This is a genomic window from Rosenbergiella metrosideri, from assembly GCF_022602565.1.
Lineage (GTDB): Bacteria > Pseudomonadota > Gammaproteobacteria > Enterobacterales > Enterobacteriaceae > Rosenbergiella > Rosenbergiella metrosideri.
Window position 1 is genome coordinate 19,716 of sequence record NZ_JALBCV010000003.1, and the last position, 25,597, is coordinate 45,312.

Annotated in this window: 21 protein-coding genes and 1 riboswitch; of the genes, 15 read left to right on the plus strand and 6 right to left on the minus strand. The window is 48.8% G+C overall.

Going from position 1 to position 25,597, the window contains the following annotated elements:
- Positions 1-117: 117 nt before the first annotated feature.
- Positions 118-1,134, minus strand: a complete 1,017-nt coding sequence (locus MKR94_RS04625; protein WP_241645669.1) for a phosphotransferase enzyme family protein — start codon at positions 1,132-1,134, stop codon at positions 118-120.
- A 252-nt stretch (positions 1,135-1,386) separates the two neighbouring features.
- On the opposite strand from MKR94_RS04625, the gene eat reads away from it, so the two are divergent.
- The 5 genes from eat (at position 1,387) to thiQ (ending at position 7,659) form a co-directional block, all read left to right on the plus strand.
- Positions 1,387-2,754, plus strand: a complete 1,368-nt coding sequence (eat, locus tag MKR94_RS04630) for an ethanolamine permease (RefSeq protein ID WP_241645671.1) — start codon at positions 1,387-1,389, stop codon at positions 2,752-2,754.
- Positions 2,755-2,820: 66 nt separating this feature from the next.
- Entirely contained in the window at positions 2,821-4,161 is a 1,341-nt protein-coding gene (locus MKR94_RS04635; RefSeq protein ID WP_241645672.1) for an aspartate aminotransferase family protein, read from the plus strand.
- A gap of 84 nt (positions 4,162-4,245) precedes the next feature.
- Positions 4,246-4,340, plus strand: a riboswitch (TPP riboswitch).
- 43 nt (positions 4,341-4,383) lie between these two features.
- Positions 4,384-5,382, plus strand: a complete 999-nt coding sequence (thiB, locus tag MKR94_RS04640) for a thiamine ABC transporter substrate binding subunit (protein WP_241645673.1) — start codon at positions 4,384-4,386, stop codon at positions 5,380-5,382.
- A complete protein-coding gene (gene thiP, locus MKR94_RS04645) occupies positions 5,382-6,980 on the plus strand; it encodes a thiamine/thiamine pyrophosphate ABC transporter permease (RefSeq protein ID WP_241646003.1) in 1,599 nt (532 codons plus the stop codon). The genes thiB and thiP overlap by 1 nt, the downstream gene beginning before the upstream one ends.
- Positions 6,952-7,659, plus strand: a complete 708-nt coding sequence (gene thiQ, locus MKR94_RS04650; protein WP_241645675.1) for a thiamine ABC transporter ATP-binding protein ThiQ — start codon at positions 6,952-6,954, stop codon at positions 7,657-7,659. Before thiP ends, thiQ begins: the two co-directional genes overlap by 29 nt.
- Here thiQ and MKR94_RS04655 read toward each other — a convergent pair.
- From MKR94_RS04655 to MKR94_RS04665, 3 genes are all read right to left on the minus strand, one after another.
- A complete protein-coding gene (locus tag MKR94_RS04655; RefSeq protein WP_241645677.1) occupies positions 7,649-8,413 on the minus strand; it encodes a DedA family protein in 765 nt (254 codons plus the stop codon). The two genes, thiQ and MKR94_RS04655, sit on opposite strands and share 11 nt — an antisense overlap.
- 132 nt (positions 8,414-8,545) lie before the next feature.
- Positions 8,546-9,124, minus strand: a complete 579-nt coding sequence (locus tag MKR94_RS04660; protein ID WP_241645679.1) for a histidine phosphatase family protein — start codon at positions 9,122-9,124, stop codon at positions 8,546-8,548.
- Between the two features lie 333 nt (positions 9,125-9,457).
- Complete coding sequence (locus MKR94_RS04665) at positions 9,458-10,363, minus strand: LysR substrate-binding domain-containing protein (protein ID WP_241645681.1); 906 nt, start codon at positions 10,361-10,363, stop codon at positions 9,458-9,460.
- Positions 10,364-10,523: 160 nt separating this feature from the next.
- On the opposite strand from MKR94_RS04665, the gene MKR94_RS04670 reads away from it, so the two are divergent.
- Together MKR94_RS04670 and MKR94_RS04675 are read left to right on the plus strand one after the other, a co-directional pair.
- Positions 10,524-11,048, plus strand: coding sequence for a sugar ABC transporter (locus MKR94_RS04670; protein ID WP_241645683.1), 525 nt, complete (start codon positions 10,524-10,526; stop codon positions 11,046-11,048).
- A 193-nt stretch (positions 11,049-11,241) separates the two neighbouring features.
- Positions 11,242-12,078: an MBL fold metallo-hydrolase gene (locus MKR94_RS04675; RefSeq protein ID WP_241645685.1), complete on the plus strand. Its 837-nt coding sequence runs from the start codon at positions 11,242-11,244 to the stop codon at positions 12,076-12,078.
- A gap of 158 nt (positions 12,079-12,236) precedes the next feature.
- Here MKR94_RS04675 and MKR94_RS04680 read toward each other — a convergent pair whose 3' ends face one another.
- Positions 12,237-12,434, minus strand: coding sequence for a hypothetical protein (locus MKR94_RS04680; RefSeq protein WP_241645687.1), 198 nt, complete (start codon positions 12,432-12,434; stop codon positions 12,237-12,239).
- A 154-nt stretch (positions 12,435-12,588) separates the two neighbouring features.
- On the opposite strand from MKR94_RS04680, the gene MKR94_RS04685 reads away from it, so the two are divergent.
- The 3 genes from MKR94_RS04685 to rluA all read left to right on the plus strand — a co-directional run bounded on the left by MKR94_RS04685 (position 12,589) and on the right by rluA (position 18,672).
- Positions 12,589-14,934 carry a DNA polymerase II gene (locus tag MKR94_RS04685; RefSeq protein ID WP_241645689.1) on the plus strand — a complete coding sequence of 782 codons (2,346 nt, stop codon included), beginning with the start codon at positions 12,589-12,591 and terminating at the stop codon, positions 14,932-14,934.
- A gap of 144 nt (positions 14,935-15,078) precedes the next feature.
- Complete coding sequence (rapA, locus tag MKR94_RS04690; RefSeq protein WP_241645690.1) at positions 15,079-17,985, plus strand: RNA polymerase-associated protein RapA; 2,907 nt, start codon at positions 15,079-15,081, stop codon at positions 17,983-17,985.
- A gap of 36 nt (positions 17,986-18,021) precedes the next feature.
- Complete coding sequence (rluA, locus tag MKR94_RS04695) at positions 18,022-18,672, plus strand: bifunctional tRNA pseudouridine(32) synthase/23S rRNA pseudouridine(746) synthase RluA (RefSeq protein ID WP_241645692.1); 651 nt, start codon at positions 18,022-18,024, stop codon at positions 18,670-18,672.
- A 29-nt stretch (positions 18,673-18,701) separates the two neighbouring features.
- On the opposite strand, the gene djlA is transcribed toward rluA, so the two are convergent.
- Positions 18,702-19,514, minus strand: a complete 813-nt coding sequence (gene djlA / locus MKR94_RS04700; protein ID WP_241645694.1) for a co-chaperone DjlA — start codon at positions 19,512-19,514, stop codon at positions 18,702-18,704.
- Between the two features lie 181 nt (positions 19,515-19,695).
- Between djlA and lptD the strand changes: the two genes are divergently transcribed.
- From lptD to apaG, 5 genes are read left to right on the plus strand one after another with little or no spacing between them, the layout of a single operon-like run.
- Positions 19,696-22,053: an LPS assembly protein LptD gene (gene lptD, locus MKR94_RS04705; RefSeq protein WP_241645696.1), complete on the plus strand. Its 2,358-nt coding sequence runs from the start codon at positions 19,696-19,698 to the stop codon at positions 22,051-22,053.
- Positions 22,054-22,107: 54 nt separating this feature from the next.
- The gene (gene surA / locus MKR94_RS04710; protein WP_241645698.1) at positions 22,108-23,403 is read left to right on the plus strand and encodes a peptidylprolyl isomerase SurA; all 1,296 of its coding nucleotides are present in this window, start codon (positions 22,108-22,110) and stop codon (positions 23,401-23,403) included.
- Positions 23,396-24,388 carry a 4-hydroxythreonine-4-phosphate dehydrogenase PdxA gene (gene pdxA / locus MKR94_RS04715; protein ID WP_241645701.1) on the plus strand — a complete coding sequence of 331 codons (993 nt, stop codon included), beginning with the start codon at positions 23,396-23,398 and terminating at the stop codon, positions 24,386-24,388. The genes surA and pdxA overlap by 8 nt, the downstream gene beginning before the upstream one ends.
- Complete coding sequence (gene rsmA / locus MKR94_RS04720; protein ID WP_099823627.1) at positions 24,381-25,208, plus strand: 16S rRNA (adenine(1518)-N(6)/adenine(1519)-N(6))-dimethyltransferase RsmA; 828 nt, start codon at positions 24,381-24,383, stop codon at positions 25,206-25,208. The genes pdxA and rsmA overlap by 8 nt, the downstream gene beginning before the upstream one ends.
- Entirely contained in the window at positions 25,208-25,585 is a 378-nt protein-coding gene (gene apaG, locus MKR94_RS04725; RefSeq protein WP_241645703.1) for a Co2+/Mg2+ efflux protein ApaG, read from the plus strand. The genes rsmA and apaG overlap by 1 nt, the downstream gene beginning before the upstream one ends.
- Positions 25,586-25,597: the final 12 nt, after the last annotated feature.

The window sequence follows — 25,597 nt, forward strand, 5'->3', positions numbered from 1 at the left end:
CTCATGGATAATCGCAACGATATACGTTCTAGTGCAAACTTTATACCAAGAGTAAATTTTGCAACATAACATAGACTTGTCATCACCATAACGAGAAGACGTGCGCTTTTTTGCACCTCAGTAGTGCGCAGTTTGACCGATGGGTCGCTGCTTCCCCTCCAAATAGGTGCGACATAATCCTAGCGTCTGTGCCGACCAACCTTGCGCCACACTTTTCGCCATCTCGGTCTCGCAATGCGAGCCTAACCATGCGGTCAATTGAATACGCCGTTGGATTAATAAGGCAGGTAATATCGCGAAGTCATCGTCGCTAAAATGGTGAATACGCTGGTACCCCTCGATCCAGCCATCGAGCCACAACGGTGCAGAGGGATGATGTTCGACGAAACTGATCGCCGCCGCCAGATCATGTAAATACCAGCCGAATCCACAATCATCAAAATCAATTACCCGCGTCTCACCACGTTCCAACAATAAGTTGGTGAGACGCAGATCGGCATGGATTAATCCAAAACGATCGCTATGTTGGCCATAACGGCTTAGTTTCGCGCTCACATCGGCGATCACTGTTTCAATAAGATCATGATCACGAGTCGACAGATCTCTGATATCACGCCAATCTCCCCAATGACTGCTGCGGCCTACCATTGAATCGTGGTCCCAACGCAAACGCTGAAAATCGTCCGGGCGCTGCCACTGACGGCTATGTTGGTGTAACCGCGCCGTAATCTCGCCCAACTGTTTGAAAGCATCCGGAGACACCTCACTGGTCGGCATCTCGCCCTCAATCCAGTGAAAAACTACGACATGGCGCTGTTCATCCGGCGATAAGACATAAGTTTGAATACGTTCACCTTGCCCATCTCGCAGGGCTTCTGGTACTTGGATCCCTTCCGCACGCAGGGCATCTAACCATAATAGCTCGCTTTCGATAGCCGCTTTCTGATGGTAATTCCCCCGATGCAAACGCAACGCATAACGTTTTCCTTGAGCCATCACCGAAAAAGTCGCGTTTTCTGAACGGCATAATAATTTGATTTCCGCGTTCTGTAGCGGAGGATAGGCTTGCACGACATGGTTCGCAATATGCAGTAATACCGCTTGGTCGAGGGCATCGTATTGTTTCACACTCATCATCTTCTCCTACACAGCGTTAGAACCTAATGTAAGAAGTAGCATCCACCAGAGTGACCTCCGTGAGCTTGACGATAAAACAGGGAAAGTTGACTCGAGAGTACAGGTGTTACTTTTTACGCAATGAATTAACGCTGGGTGACAACAAACTGTCTTTTCCGGTCAAGTTTCTCACCGTTAAGCACTGCATTATCTTCCGAAACGCAGCATCAACCTGCAAGAACGTCTTCAATCATGCTAATGGGGTTAACTATGACGACATCATTAAAACCAACACTGGGGGCACTCCATTTATGGGGGATTGCCGTAGGGCTGGTGATCTCAGGTGAGTATTTCGGCTGGAGTTATGGATGGGGTGTGGCAGGAACGCTCGGCTTCCTAGTCACAACATTAATTATCGCGGTGATGTATACCTGCTTTATCTTTAGTTTTACCGAACTGACGACAGCGATTCCACAAGCGGGTGGCCCTTTTGCTTACAGCCGTGCCGCGTTTGGCGACACAGGTGGCTTGATTGCCGGTCTCGCGACACTGATCGAATTCGTCTTTGCCCCCCCTGCCATCGCGATGGCAATTGGTGCTTACCTCAATGTGCAATATCCAACCCTCAATCCTAAATATGCCGCATTGGGCGCTTATGTCGTCTTTATGGGACTGAATATTCTTGGTGTAAAATTAGCCGCGATGTTTGAACTCATCGTTACGCTATTAGCCGTGTTTGAATTGCTGGTCTTTATGGGCGTTGTCTCCCCAGGGTTTAGCATGAGTCATTTCGTCGCCCATGGCTGGTCGGGACAAGAGCATTTCTCGATGGCCGCTCTACCCGGTATCTTCGCGGCGATCCCCTTCGCGATATGGTTTTTCTTGGCGATTGAGGGCGCAGCGATGGCCGCAGAAGAGGCTAAAAATCCTAAAAAGACCATCCCTATTGCCTACGTGACCGGTATTTTAACCCTTGTGTTCCTAGCCATCAGTGTCATGTTGTTTGCGGGTGGTGCAGGCGACTGGCGTGCCCTATCTGGGATTAATGACCCACTCCCGCAAGCGATGAAAATGATTGTCGGCGAACACTCCCGCTGGATGCATATGCTGGTATGGATTGGACTATTCGGCCTGATCGCCAGCTTCCATGGCATTATTCTTGGCTACTCTCGCCAATTCTTTGCCCTCTCTCGTGGCGGCTATTTACCTGCTTCACTGTGTAAGCTCAGTCGCTTTCAAACCCCGCATCGCGCCATTATCGCCGGAGGGATTATCGGGATGATTGTGGTCTGTAACGATGGCATGATGCTACAAGGTATGAGTCTAACGGCCGCCATGATTACCATGGCAGTATTCGGGGCTAACGTAATGTATATCATGAGTATGTTAAGCCTATTCCGTTTGCGAAAAACTGCCCCAACGCTTGAACGCAGCTACCGTGCGCCGGGCTACCCCGTAATCCCGGGGATTGCATTAGTCCTCTCAATCATCTGTTTTATCACTATGCTCTGGTTCAATCCGGTTATTGGTGGCCTGTTTATGGGAATTATGGTTCTCGGTTACCTCTATTTCTTGACAACTAAGGCGAGACGCCAAACCAGCCCATCGATCAATCTCAACATGATAGAAAGCGAATAATCCCAAGATAGGGCTGCGTCCCTATCTGTGACCTCTTACTGATGACTGCAGTGCAAGGAGTAGATAATGACCACTCGTTCCACCATTATGGATACTAACAGCTTTCGCGCTGAACATGCTGAGGCATTACGCCCTGAAATCCGTCAACTCACAGATAAACGCGATAGGATCCTTGGTGAATCCTACCGCCTGTTTTACCGTAATCCGGTCCATCTGGTAAAAGGGAAAGGACAATATTTATGGGATGCAGAGGGTAGAAAATATTTAGATGTCTACAATAATGTTGCCAGTATAGGCCACTGCCATCCTGCGGTAGTCGAGGCGGTGAGCCAGCAAATGCAGCAGCTTAATACTCATACCCGCTACCTACACGAGAATATTTTAAACTATACCGAATCCATCTTAGCGACCACCCCGGCAGAGATCGATCGTGCGATGTATATGTGTACTGGCTCGGAAGCCAACGATCTGGCCATCCGCGTTGCTAAATCCTTTAGTGGCGGTTCCGGGATCATCGTCACCCAAGAGGCATATCACGGTACCAGTGAGTTAACCTCGGGTGCCTCTCCCGCGCTGGGCAGTGGCCAAGCACTCGCACCGACCACTCGCGTGGTGCCTGCGCCCGATTTTTATCGTTTAACACCGAACGATCCGGGCCTGTGGTTTGCCAATGAGATCCAAAAACAGATCGATGACATGAAACAGAACGGCATCAAGTTTGCGGGCTTCCTTGCCGATTCAATCTTCTCGTCGGATGGGGTATTACCGAATCCTCCGGGCTTTCTTAAAGCGGCGATTGATGTCGTTCATCAGAATGGCGGTATTTTCATTGCCGATGAAGTCCAACCGGGATTTGCTCGCACAGGGGAAACCTTCTGGGGATTTGCGCGTCACGGCGTCGTGCCGGACATTATCACCACGGGTAAACCGATGGGGAACGGGATCCCTGTCTCGGCACTCTTTGCGAAGAGTGATGTACTTGCTTCGTTTAGTGATCATATCCCTTACTTCAATACCTTTGGCGGTAACCCTGTCTCAATGGCGGCCGCACAAGCCGTATTAAAGGTGATTCAAGAAGAGAACTTACAAGAGCATAGCCGCGTGATGGGCGCTCGACTACTTGAAGAGCTACGCGCTCTACAACAAAAGTATCGCTGTGTCGGCGATGTGCGTGGCGCAGGACTCTTTATTGGCTTCGAGTTGGTGACCGATCCAGAAACTAAGCAACCGAATAAGGCGTTAGCCCTAGACTTAATCGAGCGTCTGCGGGATCAAGGGATCCTCACATCCGTTGCCGGTCCTTACGGTAACGTACTGAAACTGCGCCCGCCTCTGGCTTTCCAAGCCGCCGATATCGACTGGTTAGTGGGCGGTCTCGATCGCGCACTAGAACAGCTCTGTCCTTAATCGCTCTTCCGCGCGCAGTCAATTCTGGCTGCGCGTCCTTTCATGATCTTTGCTTTCCTCTGACTCAATAATTGCCTAGAATGCTCAGACTCAACGGGGTGCAGTCACCAACTGCTGAGAGACACCCGTAGAACCTGATCCGGTTAATACCGGCGGAGGGATTTGAGCGAACCTTTCTCAGATCCTTTGCGCCAACGAGCAATATTTTTCTAGGAGCGCAAAGTGTTTCCAACTAAAAAATTTTTTTCAGGGTTAGTATTGGCTCTTACCGCACTGCCCGCCTTGGCGGCTAAGCCTGTATTGACGGTTTATACTTATGACTCTTTCGCGTCAAAGTGGGGGCCAGGTCCAGCCATTAAGGCCGCCTTCGAGAAACAGTGTGGCTGTACTTTGCATTATGTCACCCTAGAAGATGGTATTTCGCTGCTTAATCGCCTCCGAATGGAAGGCCCGCGCAGTAAAGCGGATGTGGTGTTGGGACTGGATAACAATCTGTTAGAAAGCGCGACCAAAACCGGCCTCTTTGCCCCCGCCAATATCGATACGCAAAAGCTTAAGGTTCCCAATGGCTGGACCGACAAGACTTTTATCCCCTACGATTACGGCTACTTTGCTTTCGTTTATAACAAAAAACGTTTACCCCACCCGCCGAAAAGTCTGCATGAGCTAGTCGAAAGCCCTGAGAAGTGGCGCGTGATCTATGAAGATCCCCGCACCAGTACTCCAGGACTGGGGCTTTTATTATGGATGAACCATGTATTTGGCGATAAAACCGCCCAAGCCTGGCAGCAGCTGGCGAAAAAGACGGTAACGATTCCTCGCGGCTGGAGTGAAGCGTATGGGCTGTTTTTAAAAGGTGAAGCTGACTTGGTGCTAAGCTATACCACTTCACCGGCTTATCACATTATGGAGGAGCACAATAATGACTACGCCGCCGCGAACTTCTCAGAAGGCCACTATTTACAGGTAGAAGTTGCGGGCCAGTTAGCGAAAAGCCCACAACCGGCGATCGCCCATCAATTTATGCAGTTTATGCTGTCTAATGATTTCCAAAAAACCTTGGCAACGGGTAACTGGATGTACCCGGCAACGCATCAGCCGCTACCAGCCGCGATCGAGCAGCTTCCGGTACCACATCAAGCCCTACAATATAGTGCGTCACAAGTGGCCGACTCCCGCGCATCGTGGGTCGAGTCGTGGCAGATGGCTGTTTCGCGCTAATGAATTGTTGGCGTCTACCCGGCAGCATTGCGGCATTCGCTATTCTGGTCTGTCTTAGCGCAGCGCTTATCGCGCTGCTGTTTGCCGCCCCCTTGCCCTCATTGACGGGACTACTGGAAGACGCCTACCTCCATCATTTGATCGCGTTTTCGTTTAAACAGGCCTCGCTCTCGGCCCTTATCGCCGTCGGTTTGGCGATCCCCATTGCCCGAGCATTACTGCGGCGACATTTTCCCGGTAAGGTTTTGCTGTTACGCCTTGCCAGCATGACCTTAATTCTGCCGGTATTGGTCGCGGTATTCGGTTTAATGACTATTTACGGCCGTGAAGGCTGGCTTGCCATGCTGTGCCATCGACTCGGCATCGATTATACCTTTAGCCCCTATGGACTGAGTGGGATTCTACTGGCCCACGTCTTTTTCAATTTACCGCTCGCCACTCGCCTGTTATTACAAGCCTTACAGCAGATCCCTAATGAGCAGCGACAGCTGGCCGATCAATTAGCCGTCCAAGGATGGAATCTGTTTAAATTTCTTGAGTGGCCTTGGTTAAAACGGCAACTTTTCCCGGCTTTTGTGCTGATCTTTATGCTCTGTTTCACCAGCTTCGCCATTGTCTTGACCTTAGGCGGAGGTCCTCAAGCAACCACTTTGGAACTGGCAATTTATCAAGCATTAAACTTCGATTATGACCCGGGTCGCGCTGCGCTACTCGCCATTATTCAATTGTGCTGCTGCGGTGGGCTATTATTATGCAGCCATTGGTTGACCCCGCTTCGCGCCCATGAGGTCACTCTACGCCAGACTTGGCAGCATAAAGTGGAAGGTCTAGGGGCCGCTATTACCGACGCGGTAGTGTTACTGGTTCTGGTTCTATTTCTGATCCCGCCCCTTATCGCGGTCATCACGGCCGGCATCGGTCCGCAGACGCTTACAGCCTTAACCGACCCAGCACTATGGCAAGCCCTCGCGCTTTCACTCAAGATTGCTATCGTCGCTGGCGTGCTCAGTGTCAGTATTACCCTGATGATATTGTGGACGTCACGGGAATACCGTCGACGGCAGCAGCATGGCTGGGCCAGCTGTCTTGAAGCCAGTGCAATGCTTATTTTAGGCGTACCAAGCATTGTTCTCGCGACAGGGGCTTTTCTGATCCTCAATCAAACCATCGGACTTGATCGTTCACCCGCCTATCTGGTCATTATCGTCAATACTTTGATGGCATTACCCTATGCTAGTAAGTTACTCGAGAGCCCGATGCGTGACTTGGCGAATCAATATAGCCGTCTGTGTCTCTCACTGAATTTAACGGGATGGCAACGGTTACGTCATATTGAGTTGCCAACACTGCGACAGCCGCTGCTACAAGCCTTTGCGTTCGCCTCATTAATGTCGATGGGCGATTTCGGTGTGATTGCCTTGTTCGGTAGCCAAGATTTTCAAACGCTACCCTATTACCTGTATCAGCAGATGGGCGCTTACCGAACGCAACAGGCGGCGGTGACTGCACTACTCTTATTGCTGTTATGCTTCCTGATTTTTATCCTTATTGAAACCTTGGCGGACCGTGATGCTCACCGTAAATCAACTAAGTTGTGATTACCCACAACAGCCTCTAAGTTTTACCTTATCCGTTTCGGCGGGGGAACGGGTGGTGATATTGGGCCCTAGCGGTGCGGGCAAAAGCACACTACTCAATCTCATTGCCGGTTTCATCACTGCCAGCCAAGGAGAGGTATGGATTGCTGATCAGAACGTGACGACCTTGGTGCCAGCCAAACGACCGCTGTCGATACTGTTTCAGGAAAATAATCTTTTTACCCACCTGACCGTTAGACAGAATCTCGCCCTCGGGTTATCCCCTGCCATGCGTCTATCTGCCGTCCAGAAAGAGAAGCTTTTAGCATTAGCTGATCGTACCGGCCTATTACCCCTGATGGATCGGTTACCTTCGCAGCTTTCCGGTGGGCAACGACAACGTGTTGCGTTGACCCGCTGTCTATTACGCGAACAGCCTTTACTGCTACTGGATGAACCTTTTTCGGCCTTAGACCCTGCCCTTCGCCAAGAAATGTTAGTCCTTACTCAGGCGCTATGTCAGGAGAATCAATTAACTCTCGTGATGGTCTCGCACCAACTCGCGGACGCACGTTTTCTTGCCGATCGCTGTATTGTGATTGACCAAGGAGAGGTCGCCTGGAGTGGGAGCTGGCAGCAACTGGAAAAAGGCGACAGTGAAGCCGCCAGAATGTTAGGGGTATCGCCTGCTAATGGCTAATAAATACTTTCCACAATAAGTGACCAAACATTGGCATCATTGGATGTTGAAGCAATAGACATAAGGCAATGACAGTAATCCCCACCGTGATTGGTGCAAGATAACGTAGGCGTGCGGCCGTTAACCAGCCCTTAGCGACCTCGTCTTTAGCCGGACGTAACCAGCGCCAAGTAAGCCAAACACTGACCCAAACCAGCACTGCCACCCCGGCTAAGTACCATTTGAATAGACTATCTTGTGCGCCAGCAGGCACATCAATCGCCACCCCCGCAAGAATACCTGGTAGCAAGTAGATGGGTGGCCATAAGATGCATCCCACAAGATTGGGGGGTAAGAATTTTTTCGCTGGGAGCTCTAGCATGCCGGCAATCAACGGGATAAGCGGACGCGTAGGCCCGACAAAGCGGCCAATTAAGATGGTCGCGACGCTATGATTATGTAATGCGTGTTCGGTCTTGTTGAGCAGGGCTTGATGTTTCTGTAAATACTTCCAGCGATGTAACGGACCTTGGAATTTCCAACCGATATAAAACGATAGCCAGTCCCCCACCAAGCATCCAATAAAACCTGCTGCCCATGCTGGATAGAGGCTGATGTGCCCGCTACCAATGAGTGCACCGAGCGAAGCCATCATAACGGTTCCAGGTAGTATTAAGCCAACTAGGGCTAAGGACTCCAAAAAGGTCACAACCGCAACAACGCCTATCGCCCAGCCGACCGATTGCTCTAATAAATGTTGGATCCAAGCTTCCATTAACTTTCCTCGTAATTCTCGAGCTCGGATTGTTGCGGTCTGTACCGACCACGTCAAGTGAAGTTACCGATATTAAAACACTCCGAAACAAAATCGCTGACGCCTTAGCGAACCCTGTTCCACTTTTACGCTTCACTCTGGCTCGATAGGGTTGACGCACGCCGTCGGTAAATGGTTTAACCCCTCTTTTTCTAGAGTAAACGACTTAAATCGACGATGCTTATCAAGCTTAACCAGATAAATGGAATCATAATCAAACGGCGAAATGGATGGGATCTGTACGTTTTCCCCTCCTGTACTCGCCACCAGTTCTTTTACCGCGTCAACTAAGTGATCGTGCTCCCAGGCAATATAAGTTACTTGATGGTTATCGCTCGCTAACAAGCGACTGACTAAGGCATGCGTATCGCGCGCATGAAATTGTAAACCTATGCTCTCAGAGGTCTGAATAGCGAGCGGCATCAGTGTCGCAACGGCACGAATTGAACTGCCCTCTTTCTCTTCAATGGGTGCCGAGGCGTACAGTCCGTCCGGTTTACCATAGCGAGGGACGAGTACCGCGGGTAAACGCAATGCACGGTTTAATCCTTGGCACGAGAGCTGGCCACTAAAATTCATCTGTTTTTCTGCATGACGGAAGAAAACAAAGGTCCGCTCTGCATGGCAGTTCGCGGCCACCACCAGTAGTAAAAGAAAAAAGACATTACGCAAAATTCAATCCTCCAGCCAGAAATGATATTGAATGACTATAACCGATTGCCATGTCATGACAGTCACCGCTTACCGGGATGTTTAATATTGATTGAGGAAGTGGCGCCTATTTCTAAGCTATGTTACGAGGATTCTATCAGAACGTATTTTGTCATGCCCGCAAGTGATGGGGAAACCATTAGGGGATTGATCATGAAGGTAAGACAGTACGACGTCGCCGTGCGAACAATAAATCGTCACGCTGGCCATGGCAGTATCTTAAAGGCTTACTATCTCACTTACTCAACCAATTAGAGCCATTCCCCAAAATTCCAGCTCTCTATTGCAATACTCTTAGTTTCTATTCACGTTAGTCAGCGTATCAACTTCCGACAATAACCAGCGCTCGAAACATTCTAAAGCCGTTTCGTTAATCCCTGTTTCCTTAGGTTTAATTAAGCTGAATTTTTTACTCAGCTTGGTTGAGCTTGGCCAAGGAGAAATAATCGAACCGTTATTGAGTTCATTCTCGACATACATCCTAGGAACCAATGCGACACCTTGTCCAGCGATGACAGCAGAAATAGCCATTTCATGAAGGTCATACCTTCTCCCTTTCATCAGATTATCTAGACGAATTCCACTCTCTTGGGAATATTGAAACCATGCATCGTGGTTCTGTCGTCTGTGAATAAGCTGTAGTTCGTTTAACGGTTGGTCGATACAATCATTTTTTAACAGTGCAGGATGACAAATAGGAAGTAAAATTTCCTGAAATAAAAATTGTACACGCATACCTGCCCACGCAGAGTGTTCATAATGAATGACCGCATCAAAACCACTTCCAGAAAGAATAAACGGATCTGCTCGCGCCGCTAAATTTAGCGTTATATCTGGATATAACTGATTGAATTTATTAAGTCGAGGAATAAGCCAGCGGCTTGAAAAAGTGGGTAAAACCGCTATATCAAAACTTCGACTTTCCTCAGGCATGCCCATTATGGACTGAGCATCTCTTTCCATCCGATACAGGGATTCGCTCACATGATGCGCATAATTAATGCCTAAAGGATTAAGCTTTACTCTACTCCCCATACGGTCAAATAACTTGCAGTTAAGTAGGGCTTCAAGACGTGCGATCTGACGACTAATTGCACCTTCTGTTAACGATAACTCTTCTGCCGCCTTGGAGAAATTACCGTGTCTAGCAGCAGCATCAAAGGCTCTCAGAGATGTTGTGCTAGGTAATTTTCTGCGCATAGTTCTGTTTTCCCATTTGGTCTTTGTAACTCGCCTACCGTGACTTAATGTCATTAAGTCATGAAATTTAATCGTTTTAAAGCACGTTGATAAATTTATATCATGATGAAAATCATTATTTAACACTGCTTTTATTAAAAATATAAACGAGGGTAAGCCTGTGCTCTATATCGTGGAATGTTCATATAATGATTCAGAAAGTGAAGATGAATGGAATTTTTTCTACAGCCAACAAAAACTCCCGGCATTAATATCTGTTGCTGGCTTCAAGACATCTCAACGATTTCGCGCTATCAAAGAAGGTTATCCTACCTATCTGGCCATTCATACCATTGACAATGCAAAGGTTTTAAACAGCGAAGATTACCATCTTAAAGGCGGTGGAAACTTCTCTCGCTGGCAAAAAAATATTAATGACTGGCATCGTAACCTTTATGAGACGGAGGGTGATGCTCCAACAGTTTCAGCTGATAAACGATTAATGATAAGTACAAAAAAGATAGACTTTTCAATGTTAGGAACGAGATTAAGCGAGACGGAATTGTACGCAGTAGGATTAGAAAAATACCCTGAATATCGTATTATTTATAGCGTTCCCGAAGAAATAGCCCAACTGTTCATAGAGATAGCATCGGTAAGTATCTATGAGCCTATGACACAACAACTGCAGAGCCTGATAATCTAGCACGCTTATTATACATAATGCTTTAAGGGTAAATAACATTGCGAGAGTTATCTTATTTAACTGTTTAAATATCGAAAGATAACGACTATCGTGAGAAAGTTAAATTCAAAATCGTATAATTCCCTCACCTCGTACCCTTTACTCGTTTAAATATTAGTTAAATCAAATTCCCATCACTGATTCCGAGGCATTAATGAGAAATTATTTTCCATTTTATCAAATTGGCCATTTTAAAATAACGGCAATTAATGACGGAGATATGACGTCAAGCATAGATTTACTTTCAGGTATTGACCGTAATGATGCAGAAATTATCCAACATCATTCTGGAATCGATGAGCCTGATGATATTCATATAAATTGCTATCTCATTCAAGGTAATGGCAGAGTTATTTTAGTCGATACGGGTATAGGTCAAGGTAATAGTATGGCAGGGAAACTTAAAGAAAATCTTGCATCGATTGGTATCAGCCCAAACGATATCGATACTATTCTATTGACTCATTGCCATCCCGATCATATTGGAGGTCTACTTGACGCTGAAAATAGACGCGTTTTTAACGTTGCAGACATAGTCCTTCATCCTCTTGAAGCACAGCACTGGCTAGATGATGAAAAATTCACTTTGGCGGATGAGAGAGGGAGGCGTAATTTTAGGTTAGTTCGCCAGACATTAGAGGCTTATGCTGGAAAAGTCTCTTTCTTTAACGATGAGAACATTGCTGAGGCTATTATGCCGGTCTGGTTACCTGGCCATACTCCAGGCCATACCGGATTTCTTATCGAATCTGGTTGTACATCGTTATTAATATGGGGAGATATCGTCCATTACCCTCACATTCAACTCGCTCAACCAACGGTATCCATTCTTTTTGATAATGACCCTGTTCAAGCAAAAGAAACAAGAATGAAGATATTGGAGCATGCTGTGAAGGAAAAAGTGATTATTGCCGGTATGCACTTAGGGCAGAGAGGTTTTTCCTTTATTCACAAAGAGGACAATGGTTACTGCATCGCCTATATAAATTAATTGATAAATTTATAAGGTCGTTTTCAGGACTAAGCATTCCATACAGGTTCTCAGCGTTCAATTATTCTATCTAACGTTAAGGTGACAGTTTTAGCGGCCAGAGTTTTATTTTAGGCGGCCTCTCTGGCATCGCTTCTACAGCTATCACTTTTATCCTTTTAATAACGGATGGTATGAGTAAATAGGGTAACTTTGGCGAGTATTTTTACACTGAGAATAGAGGTGTCACTGTCAATTTTGAGTTTTTCTACGGTATGACATGATCCAGAGAAAACGGTTATGCCCGGTGGGATGATAGGCGTGACAGCCCCCTCTCGCAGAGTGATAGCAGGACAATGGACAACAGAGCCGTTCATAAGAACACCTCGAAAACTGAATTTACGCTTACTTGATAATTGGAGATATCACCTATTCTCCCATCCCCACCGAAACCTCCCCCACTAAAAGCCCTGTAGTCCTTTTCCAGCTAGCTTATACTGTCTACTGAATGCGTAATCATGAGGAAGCGATATGGAGACTGTTTCGGCCGGTTTTATCTTAACCCGTCATTGGCGCGATACCCCCCGGGGTGTTGAAGTCTCCTTTTGGCTAGCGACCGATCAAGGTCCTCGCTCTGTCTCGGTGCCTTTGCAGCGGGCAACCGCTTTTTTCCCAACCGAATATCGTAATCAAGTAGAAACCCTACTGGCTGACCAGCGAGGCATTACCCTACACGATTCAGCACTGAAAGATTTCTCTCACCGCCCTCAAACGACGCTTTACCTAAATCAGCAACGGTCACTCAAAGCCATTACTCAGCAGTTCGCGCAGGCAGCTATCCCGCTTTATGAGGCGGATATTCGTCCTACGGACCGCTATATGATGGAGCGCTTTATCACCGCGCCCGTTTGGATAGGTCATAGTACCGCCGCTGAGCCGACCCGGCTAAAACCTCATCCCGACTACCGACCAACCCTAAAATGGGTATCGCTGGATATCGAAACCAACGAGCGCGGGGAGCTTTACTGTATTGGCTTAGAAGGTTGCGGACAGCGGCAAGTCTATATGCTCGGGCCACCTACCCCAAGCGAAGAACAGCCGGACTTTACCCTAACCTATGTCTCCCACCCACCGGAGCTGATCCATGCTCTCAACCAGTGGATGGCCATGCATGATCCGGATGTACTGATCGGCTGGAATGTTATTCAATTCGATCTGCGCATCTTGCACCGTGAGGCTGAACGATTTGGTCTACCTCTCAAGTTAGGCCGTGGTGGTGGCTTACTCGTTTGGCAAGAGCACGGCTTCAAACCCGGGGTATTCAGCGCACAGGCTGCCGGGCGCTGGATAATCGATGGCATCGAGGCGTTAAAATCAGCGTTCTGGGACTTCCCATCTTTTAGCCTTGAAAATGTCTCCCAACACTTATTGGGGGAAGGTAAAGATAGCGCGACACCACACGATAGAATGGACGAGATCAATCAGCGCTTCCGCCAAGACAAAGTGGCGCTTGCCCGCTATAACTTGAAAGATTGTGAATTGGTGACGCGTATTTTTCAAAAAACCGAACTAATGGCCTTTTTACTGGAACGCGCCAGTACCAACGGTCTGCCTGCCGATCGCCACGGCGGCTCGATCGCCGCGTTCACCCATCTCTACTTGCCCCGTATGCACCGCTTAGGATTTGTAGCCCCTAATCTCGGTGATATTGCACCGCAACAGAGTCCAGGGGGATTTGTGATGGACTCACAGCCCGGTCTCTACCGTTCAGTGATTGTGCTAGATTATAAAAGTCTGTATCCCTCGATCATCCGAACTTTTCTGATCGATCCAGTAGGCTTAATCGTCGGCTTGGCCGATCCTGGTCCTTCCGTGCCAGGCTACCTCTCAGCACAGTTTTCACGGACAGTGCATTGTTTACCGGCGATTGTCGAACAGATCTGGCAGGGGCGTGAAAAAGCCAAGCGCGAGAAAAATGCCCCGCTATCCCAAGCACTGAAAATTATTATGAATGCTTTTTACGGAGTACTTGGTACGCCCTCTTGCCGTTTTTTCGATCCGCGTCTTGCCTCGTCAATTACTCTGCGGGGACATGATATCATGCAACAGACTCGGCAACTGATCGAACAACAAGGCTACACCGTTATTTATGGGGATACTGACTCCACCTTTATCTCACTCGGTGAGCACTGCGATCCACAGCAAGCTGACGCGATTGGTCAGCGGCTCGTCGCTGTAATCAACCAATGGTGGCAACAGACCTTGCAGCAGCAACTCGGGATAGAGAGTGCCTTAGAGATCGAGTACGAGCGCCATTTTAGTCGTTTTTTAATGCCCACCATCCGCGGTGCCGAGCAAGGCAGTAAGAAACGCTATGCAGGCTTAGTGGCCGATCACGGCGAGGAACGTTTAGTTTTTAAAGGGTTAGAGACAGTTCGTACCGATTGGACACCCCTTGCTCAACAGTTCCAACAGACACTGTATGGCCTTATTTTTCGCGATCAACCTTGGGAAGAGTACGTGCAACACACCGTGCAACAACTTTTAGCGGGTAAGTTAGACGATCAGCTGGTCTATAAAAAACGCTTACGTCGTCCACTGGCCGACTACGAAAAGAATATCCCTCCACATGTGCGTGCCGCCCGTCTGGCCGAACAGGCCGCCCTCGCACAAGGACAAAAATCGAACTTCCGACGCGGTAGTGCAATTCGTTATGTCATCACGCTCGCTGGCCCAGAGCCGCTCACGGCAATGACCGCACCTCTCGACTATACTCATTACTTAACTAAGCAATTGCAGCCGGTCGCAGAAGGTATTCTCGGATTTGTCGGCGGCAATTTTGAAAATGTCATGACTGGGCAACTTGGACTATTTTGATAGGTGACGAATCCTCCGCCTTCCAGTACCATAGCGCCCTTCAAAATAACCAGGCCTTCTTCCACCACCAGGGTGGTGAACCGTGTTTGGCCCGTTATCCGTGAATGAATACATCCCTATAATTAAGAGAATCGAGCAAAATTTATGCCTTTTACACTTGGTCAGCGCTGGATTAGTGATACAGAAAGTGAACTTGGACTGGGAACCGTCGTGGCAATCGATGCGCGCATGGTGACCTTACTTTTCCCAGCCACCGGCGAAAACCGACTTTATGCCCGCAATGATTCTCCCATCACTCGCGTTATGTTTAACCCGGGCGATACCATCACCAGCCACGAGGGTTGGCAATTGGTGGTTGACCAGGTACGTGATGAAAACGGCCTAATGGCCTATATCGGCACGCGCAGCGACACTCAGGAAACCGACGTGGTGTTACGCGAAGTCATGTTAGACAGTAAACTGATCTTTAGTAAGCCACAGGACCGTCTGTTTGCTGGACAATTGGACCGGATGGATCGCTTCGCGCTACGTTACCGCGCAAGAAAGTACCAAAGCGAACAATACCGTTTACCGACCAGTGGCATGCGCGGGATGCGCACTAACTTAATTCCCCACCAGCTACATATCGCGCAAGATGTCGGACGCCGCCACGCGCCACGTGTACTGCTTGCTGATGAAGTCGGACTAGGCAAAACCATTGAAGCCGGTATGATCATCCAACAGCAATTGCTGGCTGGCCGTGCTGAGCGCGTATTGATCATCGTTCCCGAAACACTGCAACATCAGTGGCTGGTCGAGATGCTGCGCCGCTTTACCCTCCATTTCTCGCTGTTTGACGATGAGCGGTATAACGAAGCACGTTTTGATAGCGCTAACCCTTTCTTCACCGAACAATTGGTGATCTGCTCACTGGATTTTGTGTGCAAAAATAAACAGCGCCTAGAAGATATGCTAGAAGCCGACTGGGACTTAATGGTAGTCGACGAGGCACATCACCTCGCTTGGAGCGAAGGCAAGCCCGGTCGTGAATATCAAGTCATTGAAAAACTGGCCGACGTCGTGCCCGGTGTTCTGCTGTTGACCGCTACGCCAGAACAGTTAGGTATGCAAAGTCACTTTGCTCGCCTACGCCTACTTGATGCGGATCGCTTCCACGATTTCGATGCCTTCGTTGAAGAGCAGCGTCACTTCCAACCCGTTGCCGAAGCCGTCGCCAGCTTATTGGCCGAAGAGTCACTAGCCGAGTCACAAATCGCCCTGATCAATGGGCTGATCAAAGAGCAAGATATTCGCCCGCTGATCCTACAAGCGAACAGTGACAGCGACGAACGCTTGGTGGCCCGCCAGCAGCTAGTTAAGATGTTAACCGACCGTCACGGCACGAGCCGCGTTCTTTTCCGTAATACCCGCCAAGGGGTACAAGGATTCCCTAAACGCGCGTTGCATGCTGTGCGTTTACCGCTGCCAAGCCAATACCAAACCGCCATAAAAGTGTCTGGCATTATGTCGGCACGTAAGAGTAAAGATGAGCGGGCGCGTGACTTACTTTACCCCGAGCAGATCTACCAAGAATTCGAAGGGGATAACGGCACCTGGTGGGCGTTTGATCCTCGAGTAGAGTGGTTAATTAATTATCTACTGGAACACCGTAAAGAGAAAGTCCTCGTTATCTGTGCAAAAGCAGCAACTGCGCTTCAGCTAGAGCAAGTACTGCGTGAGCGTGAAGGGATCCGTGCGGCCGTCTTCCACGAAGGATTGTCGATTATCGAACGAGATAAAGCCGCAGCGTTCTTTGCTTCGCAAGAAGAAGGTGCACAGGTACTGCTCTGTTCAGAGATTGGCTCCGAAGGGCGTAACTTCCAATTTGCCAGCCGAATGGTAATGTTTGATCTGCCGTTCAACCCTGATCTTTTAGAGCAACGTATTGGTCGTCTGGACCGTATTGGACAACTCCACGATATCGAGATTATGGTGCCATGGCTGGAAAATACCGCACAAGCCGTATTATTACGCTGGTTCCATGAAGGGTTAGACGCCTTCGAAAGTACTTGCCCGACCGGCCGAACCCTTTACGATAGCGTGCATGACCAGCTATTAGAGTTCTTAGTTGCGCCGGAAAAAGATGAAGGGTTAGAGACCTTTATCGAGCAATGCCGTGCACAACATGACGACCTGAAATCACAGCTGGAATCGGGGCGAGACCGTTTATTAGAGCTACATTCCCATGGCGGCGAGAAAGCGGAACGCCTTGCTGATGAGATTGCCGCACAAGATAACGATACCGCGTTGGTTAACTTTGCCTTGAATCTGTTCGATATTGTCGGCATTAACCAAGAAGACCGAAGCGATAACTTAATTGTGCTCATGCCTTCCGATCATATGCTAGTCCCAGATTTCCCTGGGTTACCGGAAGACGGCTGTACGATTACCTTTAACCGTAACCAAGCGTTATCGCGTGAAGACACTCAGTTCATCACCTGGGAACATCCACTTATTCGAAATGGTCTGGATCTCATCCTATCGGGTGATACCGGAAGCTGTGCGCTCTCATTATTGAAAAATAAAGCGTTACCGGTGGGAACCCTACTGCTGGAATTGATCTACGTGGTGGAAGCACAAGCGCCTAAACAACTCCAACTGACTCGCTTCCTGCCGCCTACCCCACTACGCCTCTTGGTCGATACCAAAGGTAACAACCTAGCGGATAAGGTCGAGTTCGAAAGCTTTAACCGCCAATTGAATGCGGTCAATCGTCACACCGGCAGCAAGCTGGTGAATGCCGTGCAACAAGAGGTGCACCAAATTCTGACGACCGGCGAGCAATTGGTCAGCGCGAGTGCGCAAGCCGTTATTACCGAGGCTCAGCAGTCGGCGGAGAAACAGTTAACAGCAGAACTGGAACGTTTGGAAGCGCTGAAAAGCGTTAACCCTAACATTCGAGAAGATGAACTCGATGCACTGCGCGATAATCGTCAAGAAGTCCTCGACAGCTTATCGCAAGCGAACTGGCGTTTAGATGCTTTACGCTTGATCGTCGTGACCCATCAGTAATAATCGTGAGGGGGGCACCCCCCTCTAGGATAGAAAATGGAAGCTTACCATCCCCCCCTAGAACCTTGGCTGCATATCCTTTATCAGGATGAGCACATTATCGTGGTCAATAAACCGAGTGGTTTACTGTCCGTCCCGGGGCGTCTACCGGAACATAACGACAGTATTATGACGCGTATCCAGCGTGACTTTCCCGGCGCCGAGTCCGTCCATCGCCTCGATATGTCCACTAGCGGCGTGATGGTGGTTGCCTTGACTAAAGCTGCTGAGCGCGAATTAAAGCGCCAATTCCGTGAGCGAGAGCCGTCTAAAACCTATATCGCTCAGGTATGGGGGCAACTCGTCCCGGATGAAGGGTTAGTCGATTTACCCTTAATTTGCGATTGGCCGAATCGTCCTAAACAGAAGGTCTGTTTCGAGACCGGCAAAGCGGCACAAACAGAGTGGGAAGTTCTCGCGCGCGATGACGTAAGCTGTCGTGTCCAGCTAAAGCCGATCACTGGCCGTTCTCACCAGCTACGCGTACATATGCTTGCGATGGGACATCCCATCTTGGGAGATTACTTTTATGCTTCGCCGGAAGCGAAAGCATTAGCTTCGCGATTACTGCTCCACGCAGAGCGTCTCACCATTACGCACCCTGTATTTGGAAACAGTATGACCTTTAAACAACCTGCAGAGTTTTAGGCTCTGCAGGTTATTCTGCGCGTCAGGGACTAGAAACCTTTCTGGCTACGGATGAGCTCATACGCCGATTGAATTTTTTGCGCTTTTTCTTTAGCAAGCGTCATCATCTCTGGGGGTAACCCTTTAGCCACTAACTTATCCGGATGATGTTCGCTCATTAATTTGCGATAGGCGCGTTTGATGGCTAAGGCATCATCTTCTGGGGAAACACCTAATACCGAGCAAGCGTCCTGCAGAGTCGGCCCTTGAGGCGCTTGGCGAAAGCCCCCTTGCTGTTGCGAGTAGCCTTGTTGGCCAAAATGGCTTCCACCGGCCATCATGCGGATAAACAGCTCAAACTGCTGACGAGAAATGCCCAGCTCTTCCGCGATAATATATAAGACTTGCTGCTCATTCGGATGGAGCTCACCATCAGCTAAAGCTGCCTGAATCTGGATTTCCAGAAAAATCTTAATTAAATCAACCCGTCCCACGCACGCTTGTCTAAATTCGCGTAATTTTTGGCGTAACGGAAAATCGGTTTCTTTGCCCTCACGAAAGGCTTGCTGCGCCAGTTGGCGTGAGGCACCTTGCAGCTGCATACGGTCCATAATGGTTGAAGCCAACTGGATATCCGCCTCCGTGACGCGGCCTTTGGATTTGGTTAAGTGTCCCATCACTTGGAAGGTCGTGATGAAAAAGAGATTCTGTCTAGAGTGAGCAGCGCCGTTAAAATTTCCAGCAAAATTGGACATTACCGTGTCGACAAGATGCCCGAGGAGTAAGCCACCGACGATGCCCCAAAACCCTACCCCTGAAAAGAGTCCTAATAAAAAACCAATTACTTTGCCTCGGTAGCGCATAAACTCCTCAATTCGTCATGCTAATGTTTTCATTTTCGATTATCATACCCGTCATTTACTAAACCGCCTATCGCTAAACCAGCTTAATCTCGATTATCGCTGGCGCTGATACTTTCGGTACGTTACTCTTTATCGGACTGCTGGCCCCTTGCCAGAACTTACGGAATCTTAGATACCGCGTATGAATAAAAGACTACCTACATTGCTGGCCACTATGATTGGTTCAGCCCTATACAGCCAGTATTCGCTTGCTGACGACCTGATGTCGCAATGTATGCTGGGCGTGCCTTCTTATAATCGTCCGCTGGTGAAAAGTGACCCAAATACGCAGCCCGTCACTATCCATTCAGATAGTGTGAAAGGTAATTACCCTGACGATGCGATTTTTGACGGCAAAGTAGATGTTAATCAAGGGAATAGCCGACTTCGTGCTGACCAAGTTCAACTCCATCAACGTCAGCAATCGGGGCAAAACACCCCTACTCGTACGGTGGACGCACTGGGGAATGTTCACTACGACGATAATCAAGTTATCTTAAAGGGTCCTAAAGCTTGGTCCAACCTGAATACCAAAGATACTAATGTTTGGGACGGCAACTATCAGATGGTTGACCGTCAGGGACGTGGGACGGGTGCACAGATGAAGCAACGCGGTAACAACCGCTATACTATTCTAGAAAATGGTAGCTTCACCACCTGCTTACCGAATTCCAATAGCTGGAGCGTTGTTGGCTCGCAAATTATTGAAGACCGCCAAGAAGAGGTGGCGGAAATTTGGAATGCGAGATTCAAAATCGGCTCAGTACCGGTGTTTTATAGCCCCTATCTGCAAATGCCTATCGGCGATCGCCGTCGCTCCGGCTTCCTAGTGCCTAATGCGAAATATGGCAGTAAAAACGGCTTCGAATTTATGTTGCCTTATTACTGGAATATCGCGCCTCAGATGGATGCCACTATAACGCCGCATTATATGAGTAAACGCGGTGTACAATTACAAAACGAATTCCGTTATCTTTCCGTATTAGGCGCGGGACTCATGGAGTTTGACTATCTCGGTTCCGATAATGAGTACGATAAACAAAAAAGTGCTCGAGGGATCGCCGACGGTGACAGCTCTAAACGTTGGTTATTCTATTGGCAACACAGTGGGGTCTACGATCAGCACTGGCGCTTTAATGTTAATTACACCAAAGTCAGTGACCGTTATTATTTTAACGATCTCGACTCAAAATATTATAGCTCGACTGATGGGTATGCAGACCAAAAATTCAGCTTTGGTTATGCGGATAAAAATTGGGATGCGACGCTGTCGACGCGGGATTTCCAGACCTTTAACAAGCTCGATACCAGCATCTACCGCACCTTACCGCAGCTAGATGTGAATCTTTATCAGAATGATGTCGGACCTTTCGATACCCACGTCTATGGTCAGTTTGCGCGCTTTACCAATACGAACTCGCGCTTACCTAGCGCCACGCGACTACACATTGAGCCAACGATTGACTTGCCGCTCTCTAACGGCTGGGCAAGCTTAAATACTGAAGCGAAATTACTGGCGACCCATTACCAGCAAGATAACTTGCAACACGCTGATGAGCTTCCTAACGGTAGCGATTATAACCTAAAAAGCTCGGTGAACCGAACCCTGCCACAGTTTAAAGTGGACGGTAAGCTAGTCTTTGATCGTGATATGGATTGGGCGCAAGGCTATACGCAGACATTAGAACCACGTGTTCAATATCTCTACACGCCTTATCGTAACCAAAATAATATCTACCCCTACGATTCAACATTATTACAAACCGACTACACTGGCCTATTCCGCGATCGCACTTATAGTGGATTAGATCGTATTGCCTCGACCAACCAATTGGCGACCGGGGTTACGACGCGTATCTATGATGAAAATTTAGTTGAACGTTTTAATGCCTCCGTAGGTCAAATCTACGCGTTCACTCGCTCACGTACGGGTGACCCGTCGGATGATAATGATACGGGAAGTATTATTTGGGCTGGTGACACTTACTGGCGCATGACTGACCAATGGGGTTTACGCGGGGGTCTACAGTATGACACCCACTTAAATAACGTGGCGCAAGGTAATGCCGGTATCGAATACCGCCAAGATAGTGACCGTGTGATACAACTGAGCTATCGCTATAGTAGCCCTGAATACATTGCTCGCGCGATGAATAACTCAATCTATACCACGAGCCCAATCTATAAGAACGGGATCTCGCAAGTGGGAGCCACCGCTAGCTGGCCAATTGCTGATGCATGGTCTGTTGTTGGGGCCTACTATTATGATACACGTAATAGTAAACCGGCTGAACAGCTGCTTGGCGTGCAATATAGCTCATGTTGCTATGCGGTGCGCTTGGGTTATGAACGTAAGATCAATGGCTGGCAAAACGATACCAGCGAGTACGACAATCAGATCTCATTTAATATAGAGTTCAGAGGGTTAGGGGCTAATTACGGTCTAGGTACCGCAGAAATGCGGACTCAGGGAATTATCCCTTATCAGCCAACGTTTTAATCATTAGTCGATAACCGGTAATTTCCGCATTGCGGTCTTAACGATGGAAAATGTATGAAGAATTGGAAACTCCTGATGCTGGGCGCTTTAATGGCGAATGCAAGTTATGCTTTCGCAGCGCCTCAAGTCATTGATAAAGTTGCAGCCGTTGTCAACAATGGTGTAGTGCTTGAAAGTGATGTCGATAACATGATGTCTTCCGTAAAAAGCCAAGCTCGCCAAGCGGGTCAGCAGTTGCCGGATGATGCCACGCTGCGCCATCAGATTCTCGAGCGTCAGATCATGGATAGTATTATCATGCAACAAGGCCAGCGCGCGGGTGTAAACATTAGCGATCAAGAGGTCGATGAGGCCATTCAAAATATCGCTGCCCAGAACCATATGACGCTGGATCAGTTACGGAGTCGTTTAGCCTATGACGGGATGAACTATGCGACCTATCGCACGCAAATCCGTCATGAAATGACGATTGCTGCAGTGAGAAATAACGAAGTACGTAGTCGCATCACCATTCTACCGCAAGAAGTCGATACCTTAGCGAAGCAAGTTGCTGCGCAGAATGTGCCAGGTACCGAGATGAACCTGAGTATGATTCTGCTGCCTCTTCCTGAGAATCCAACGCAACAACAAGTTGATGATGAAGAAGACCTCGCGAAAAAGTTAGTCGGTGAATTACGAGGTGGGGCAAACTTCGGTAAGATGGCCGTGACCTACTCTGCATCACCTGAAGCGCTAAAAGGCGGGAATATGGGCTGGGGCAAAATCGAAGAGCTCCCTTCCCTCTTCAGCCAAGCGTTAAGCACTGCGCAAAAAGGCGATATTGTTGGTCCAATCCGCTCAGGCGTTGGCTTCCATATCATCAGAGTGAACGATATGCGTGGCGAGAGTAAAAACGTCTCAGTCACAGAGGTTCACGCTCGTCATATCTTAGTCAAAACGTCACCGATCATGAACGACGATCAAGCGCGTGCCAAGATTGAACAAATTGCCGCCGATATCCGCAGTGGTAAAACCACCTTTGCGAATGCTGCGCGCCAAAACTCTGATGACCCAGGCTCGGCAAACCAAGGTGGTGATTTAGGTTGGGCATCGCCAACCATTTATGATCCTGCTTTCCGTGACGCACTGATGCACTTATCGCCGAATAAGCTTAGCCAACCGGTACGTTCTTCCTTCGGCTGGCATCTGATTGAACTGTTAGGGACTCGCCAAGTTGATAAGACTGATGAAGCCGAAAAAGACAGGGCTTACCGTATTCTCTTCAATCGTAAGTTTGCCGAAGAAGCGCAAACTTGGATGCAGGAAGAACGCGCCTCTGCTTACGTTAAAATCTTAGACTCAAATGGCTAATACTCCTCGTATTGCTATCACTCCCGGCGAACCCGCCGGGATTGGCCCAGACCTGATTGTGCAATTAGCACAACAGGCCTGGCCCGTCGAGTTGGTTGTCTGTGCCGACCGTGCGTTGCTGTTACAACGTGCTGAAATGCTTGGCCTCCCATTGACCTTACACCCTTATCAACCGCAAGAGCCTGCGCAGCCCCAAGCTGCTGGAACCTTAACGCTCTGCTCTATTCCCTTACCCGCCGTGCCACAACCGGGCCAACTCGATCTTGCGAATAGCCAATATGTGCTGGACTCGCTCGCGCGTGCATGTGATGGGAATTTACACGGTGAATTCAACGCTTTAGTCACCGGTCCTGTGCATAAAGGCGTTATCAATGATGCGGGTATCCCTTTTACTGGCCATACTGAATTTTTCGCTGAACGATCATTAACCCCACGGGTGGTGATGATGCTAGCGACAGAGGAGCTGCGTGTGGCCCTTGCTACGACGCATCTGCCGTTAAAAGATGTCGCTGCCGCAATCACGCAACAGAGCTTACGCGAGGTAATTACTATCTTGCATGCCGACTTGCGTCGTAAATTTGGTCTTTCAGATCCCCATATTCTCGTCAGTGGTCTCAATCCCCATGCGGGCGAAAATGGTCATATGGGGCGGGAAGAGATTGAGGTGATTGAGCCGGTATTGGCTGAATTACGGCAGCAGGGCCTGCGGCTGAGTGGCCCCCTTCCTGCTGATACATTATTTCAACCGAAATATTTACAGCAGGCGGATGCGGTACTCGCCATGTATCACGACCAAGGTCTTCCAGTCCTTAAATATCAAGGGTTTGGTCGAGCCGTGAATATCACTCTCGGCTTACCTTTTATCCGGACTTCCGTCGACCATGGCACAGCCCTCGACTTAGCCGGTACACACCAGGCGGATAGCGGCAGCTTTATCACTGCACTTCGCCTTGCTATCACTATGATTAAGAGTAGTAATGAATAATCGCGTACATCAGGGGCACTTTGCCCGCAAACGTTTTGGACAAAACTTCCTCAATGACAGCTATGTCATTGAGAGCATTGTCGCCGCCATTCATCCGACCAAACAGGATGCTATGGTCGAGATTGGGCCAGGTCTAGGCGCCCTGACCGAACCCGTTGGCGAGCGCCTCGATGCGCTAACCGTTGTCGAGCTGGACCGTGACCTCGCCGCCCGTTTACAAACACACCCTTTTTTAGGTCCTAAACTGACTATCTTCCAACAAGATGCAATGACCTTTAACTTTGGTGAACTGGCGGAGCAAAAAGGACAATCTTTACGGGTGTTCGGTAACTTACCCTATAACATCTCGACGCCTCTGATGTTCCATCTTTTTAGCTTTACCAAAGCCATCAAAGATATGCATTTTATGCTGCAAAAAGAGGTGGTGAACCGTTTAGTCGCTGGCCCAGACAGTAAAGCCTACGGCCGCTTAACGGTCATGGCACAATACTATTGCCAAGTGATCCCGGTACTTGAAGTCCCCCCTCATGCCTTTACGCCGCCGCCAAAAGTGGATTCGGCAGTCGTACGCTTAGTCCCTCATCAACAGTCACCGTACCCTGAGGTCGATGTGCGCGTACTGGGGCGTATTACCTTAGAGGCATTCGGAAAACGTCGTAAAACACTGCGTAATAGCCTAGGCCACCTTTTCAGTGCGGAAGTGCTCGATCAGCTCGGAATTAGCGGCACTCTTCGCGCAGAAAATGTTACTGTTGCTCAATATTGTCAGCTGGCTCAGTGGTTAACAGCACACCCTCCCCAGCAAGCTCGTGAGGAATAATGTCGGACACTACCACCTTAACGATTAGCGTAACCACTCATTATCTTCCGGCGCACTCGGCGCCGGATGCCAACCAGTACCAATTCGCCTACACTATTACTTTAGAGAACCACAGTGACCAACCGATGCAGCTGCTTGAACGCTATTGGCTCATCACGGACGGTAACGAAAAAATTACTGAGGTGGCAGGTGAAGGTGTCATTGGTAAACAGCCGACTTTACAGGTTGGCGAGCGCTTTAACTATACCAGCGGCGCAATGCTTGAGACCCCAGTCGGTACGATGCAAGGCCACTACTTGATGCGCAATGAGGATGGCAGCGAATTTAAAGCCCCAATCCCACCATTTCTATTAGCCGTAGAAGGTGCCCTGCACTAAGCTAATTTTCTA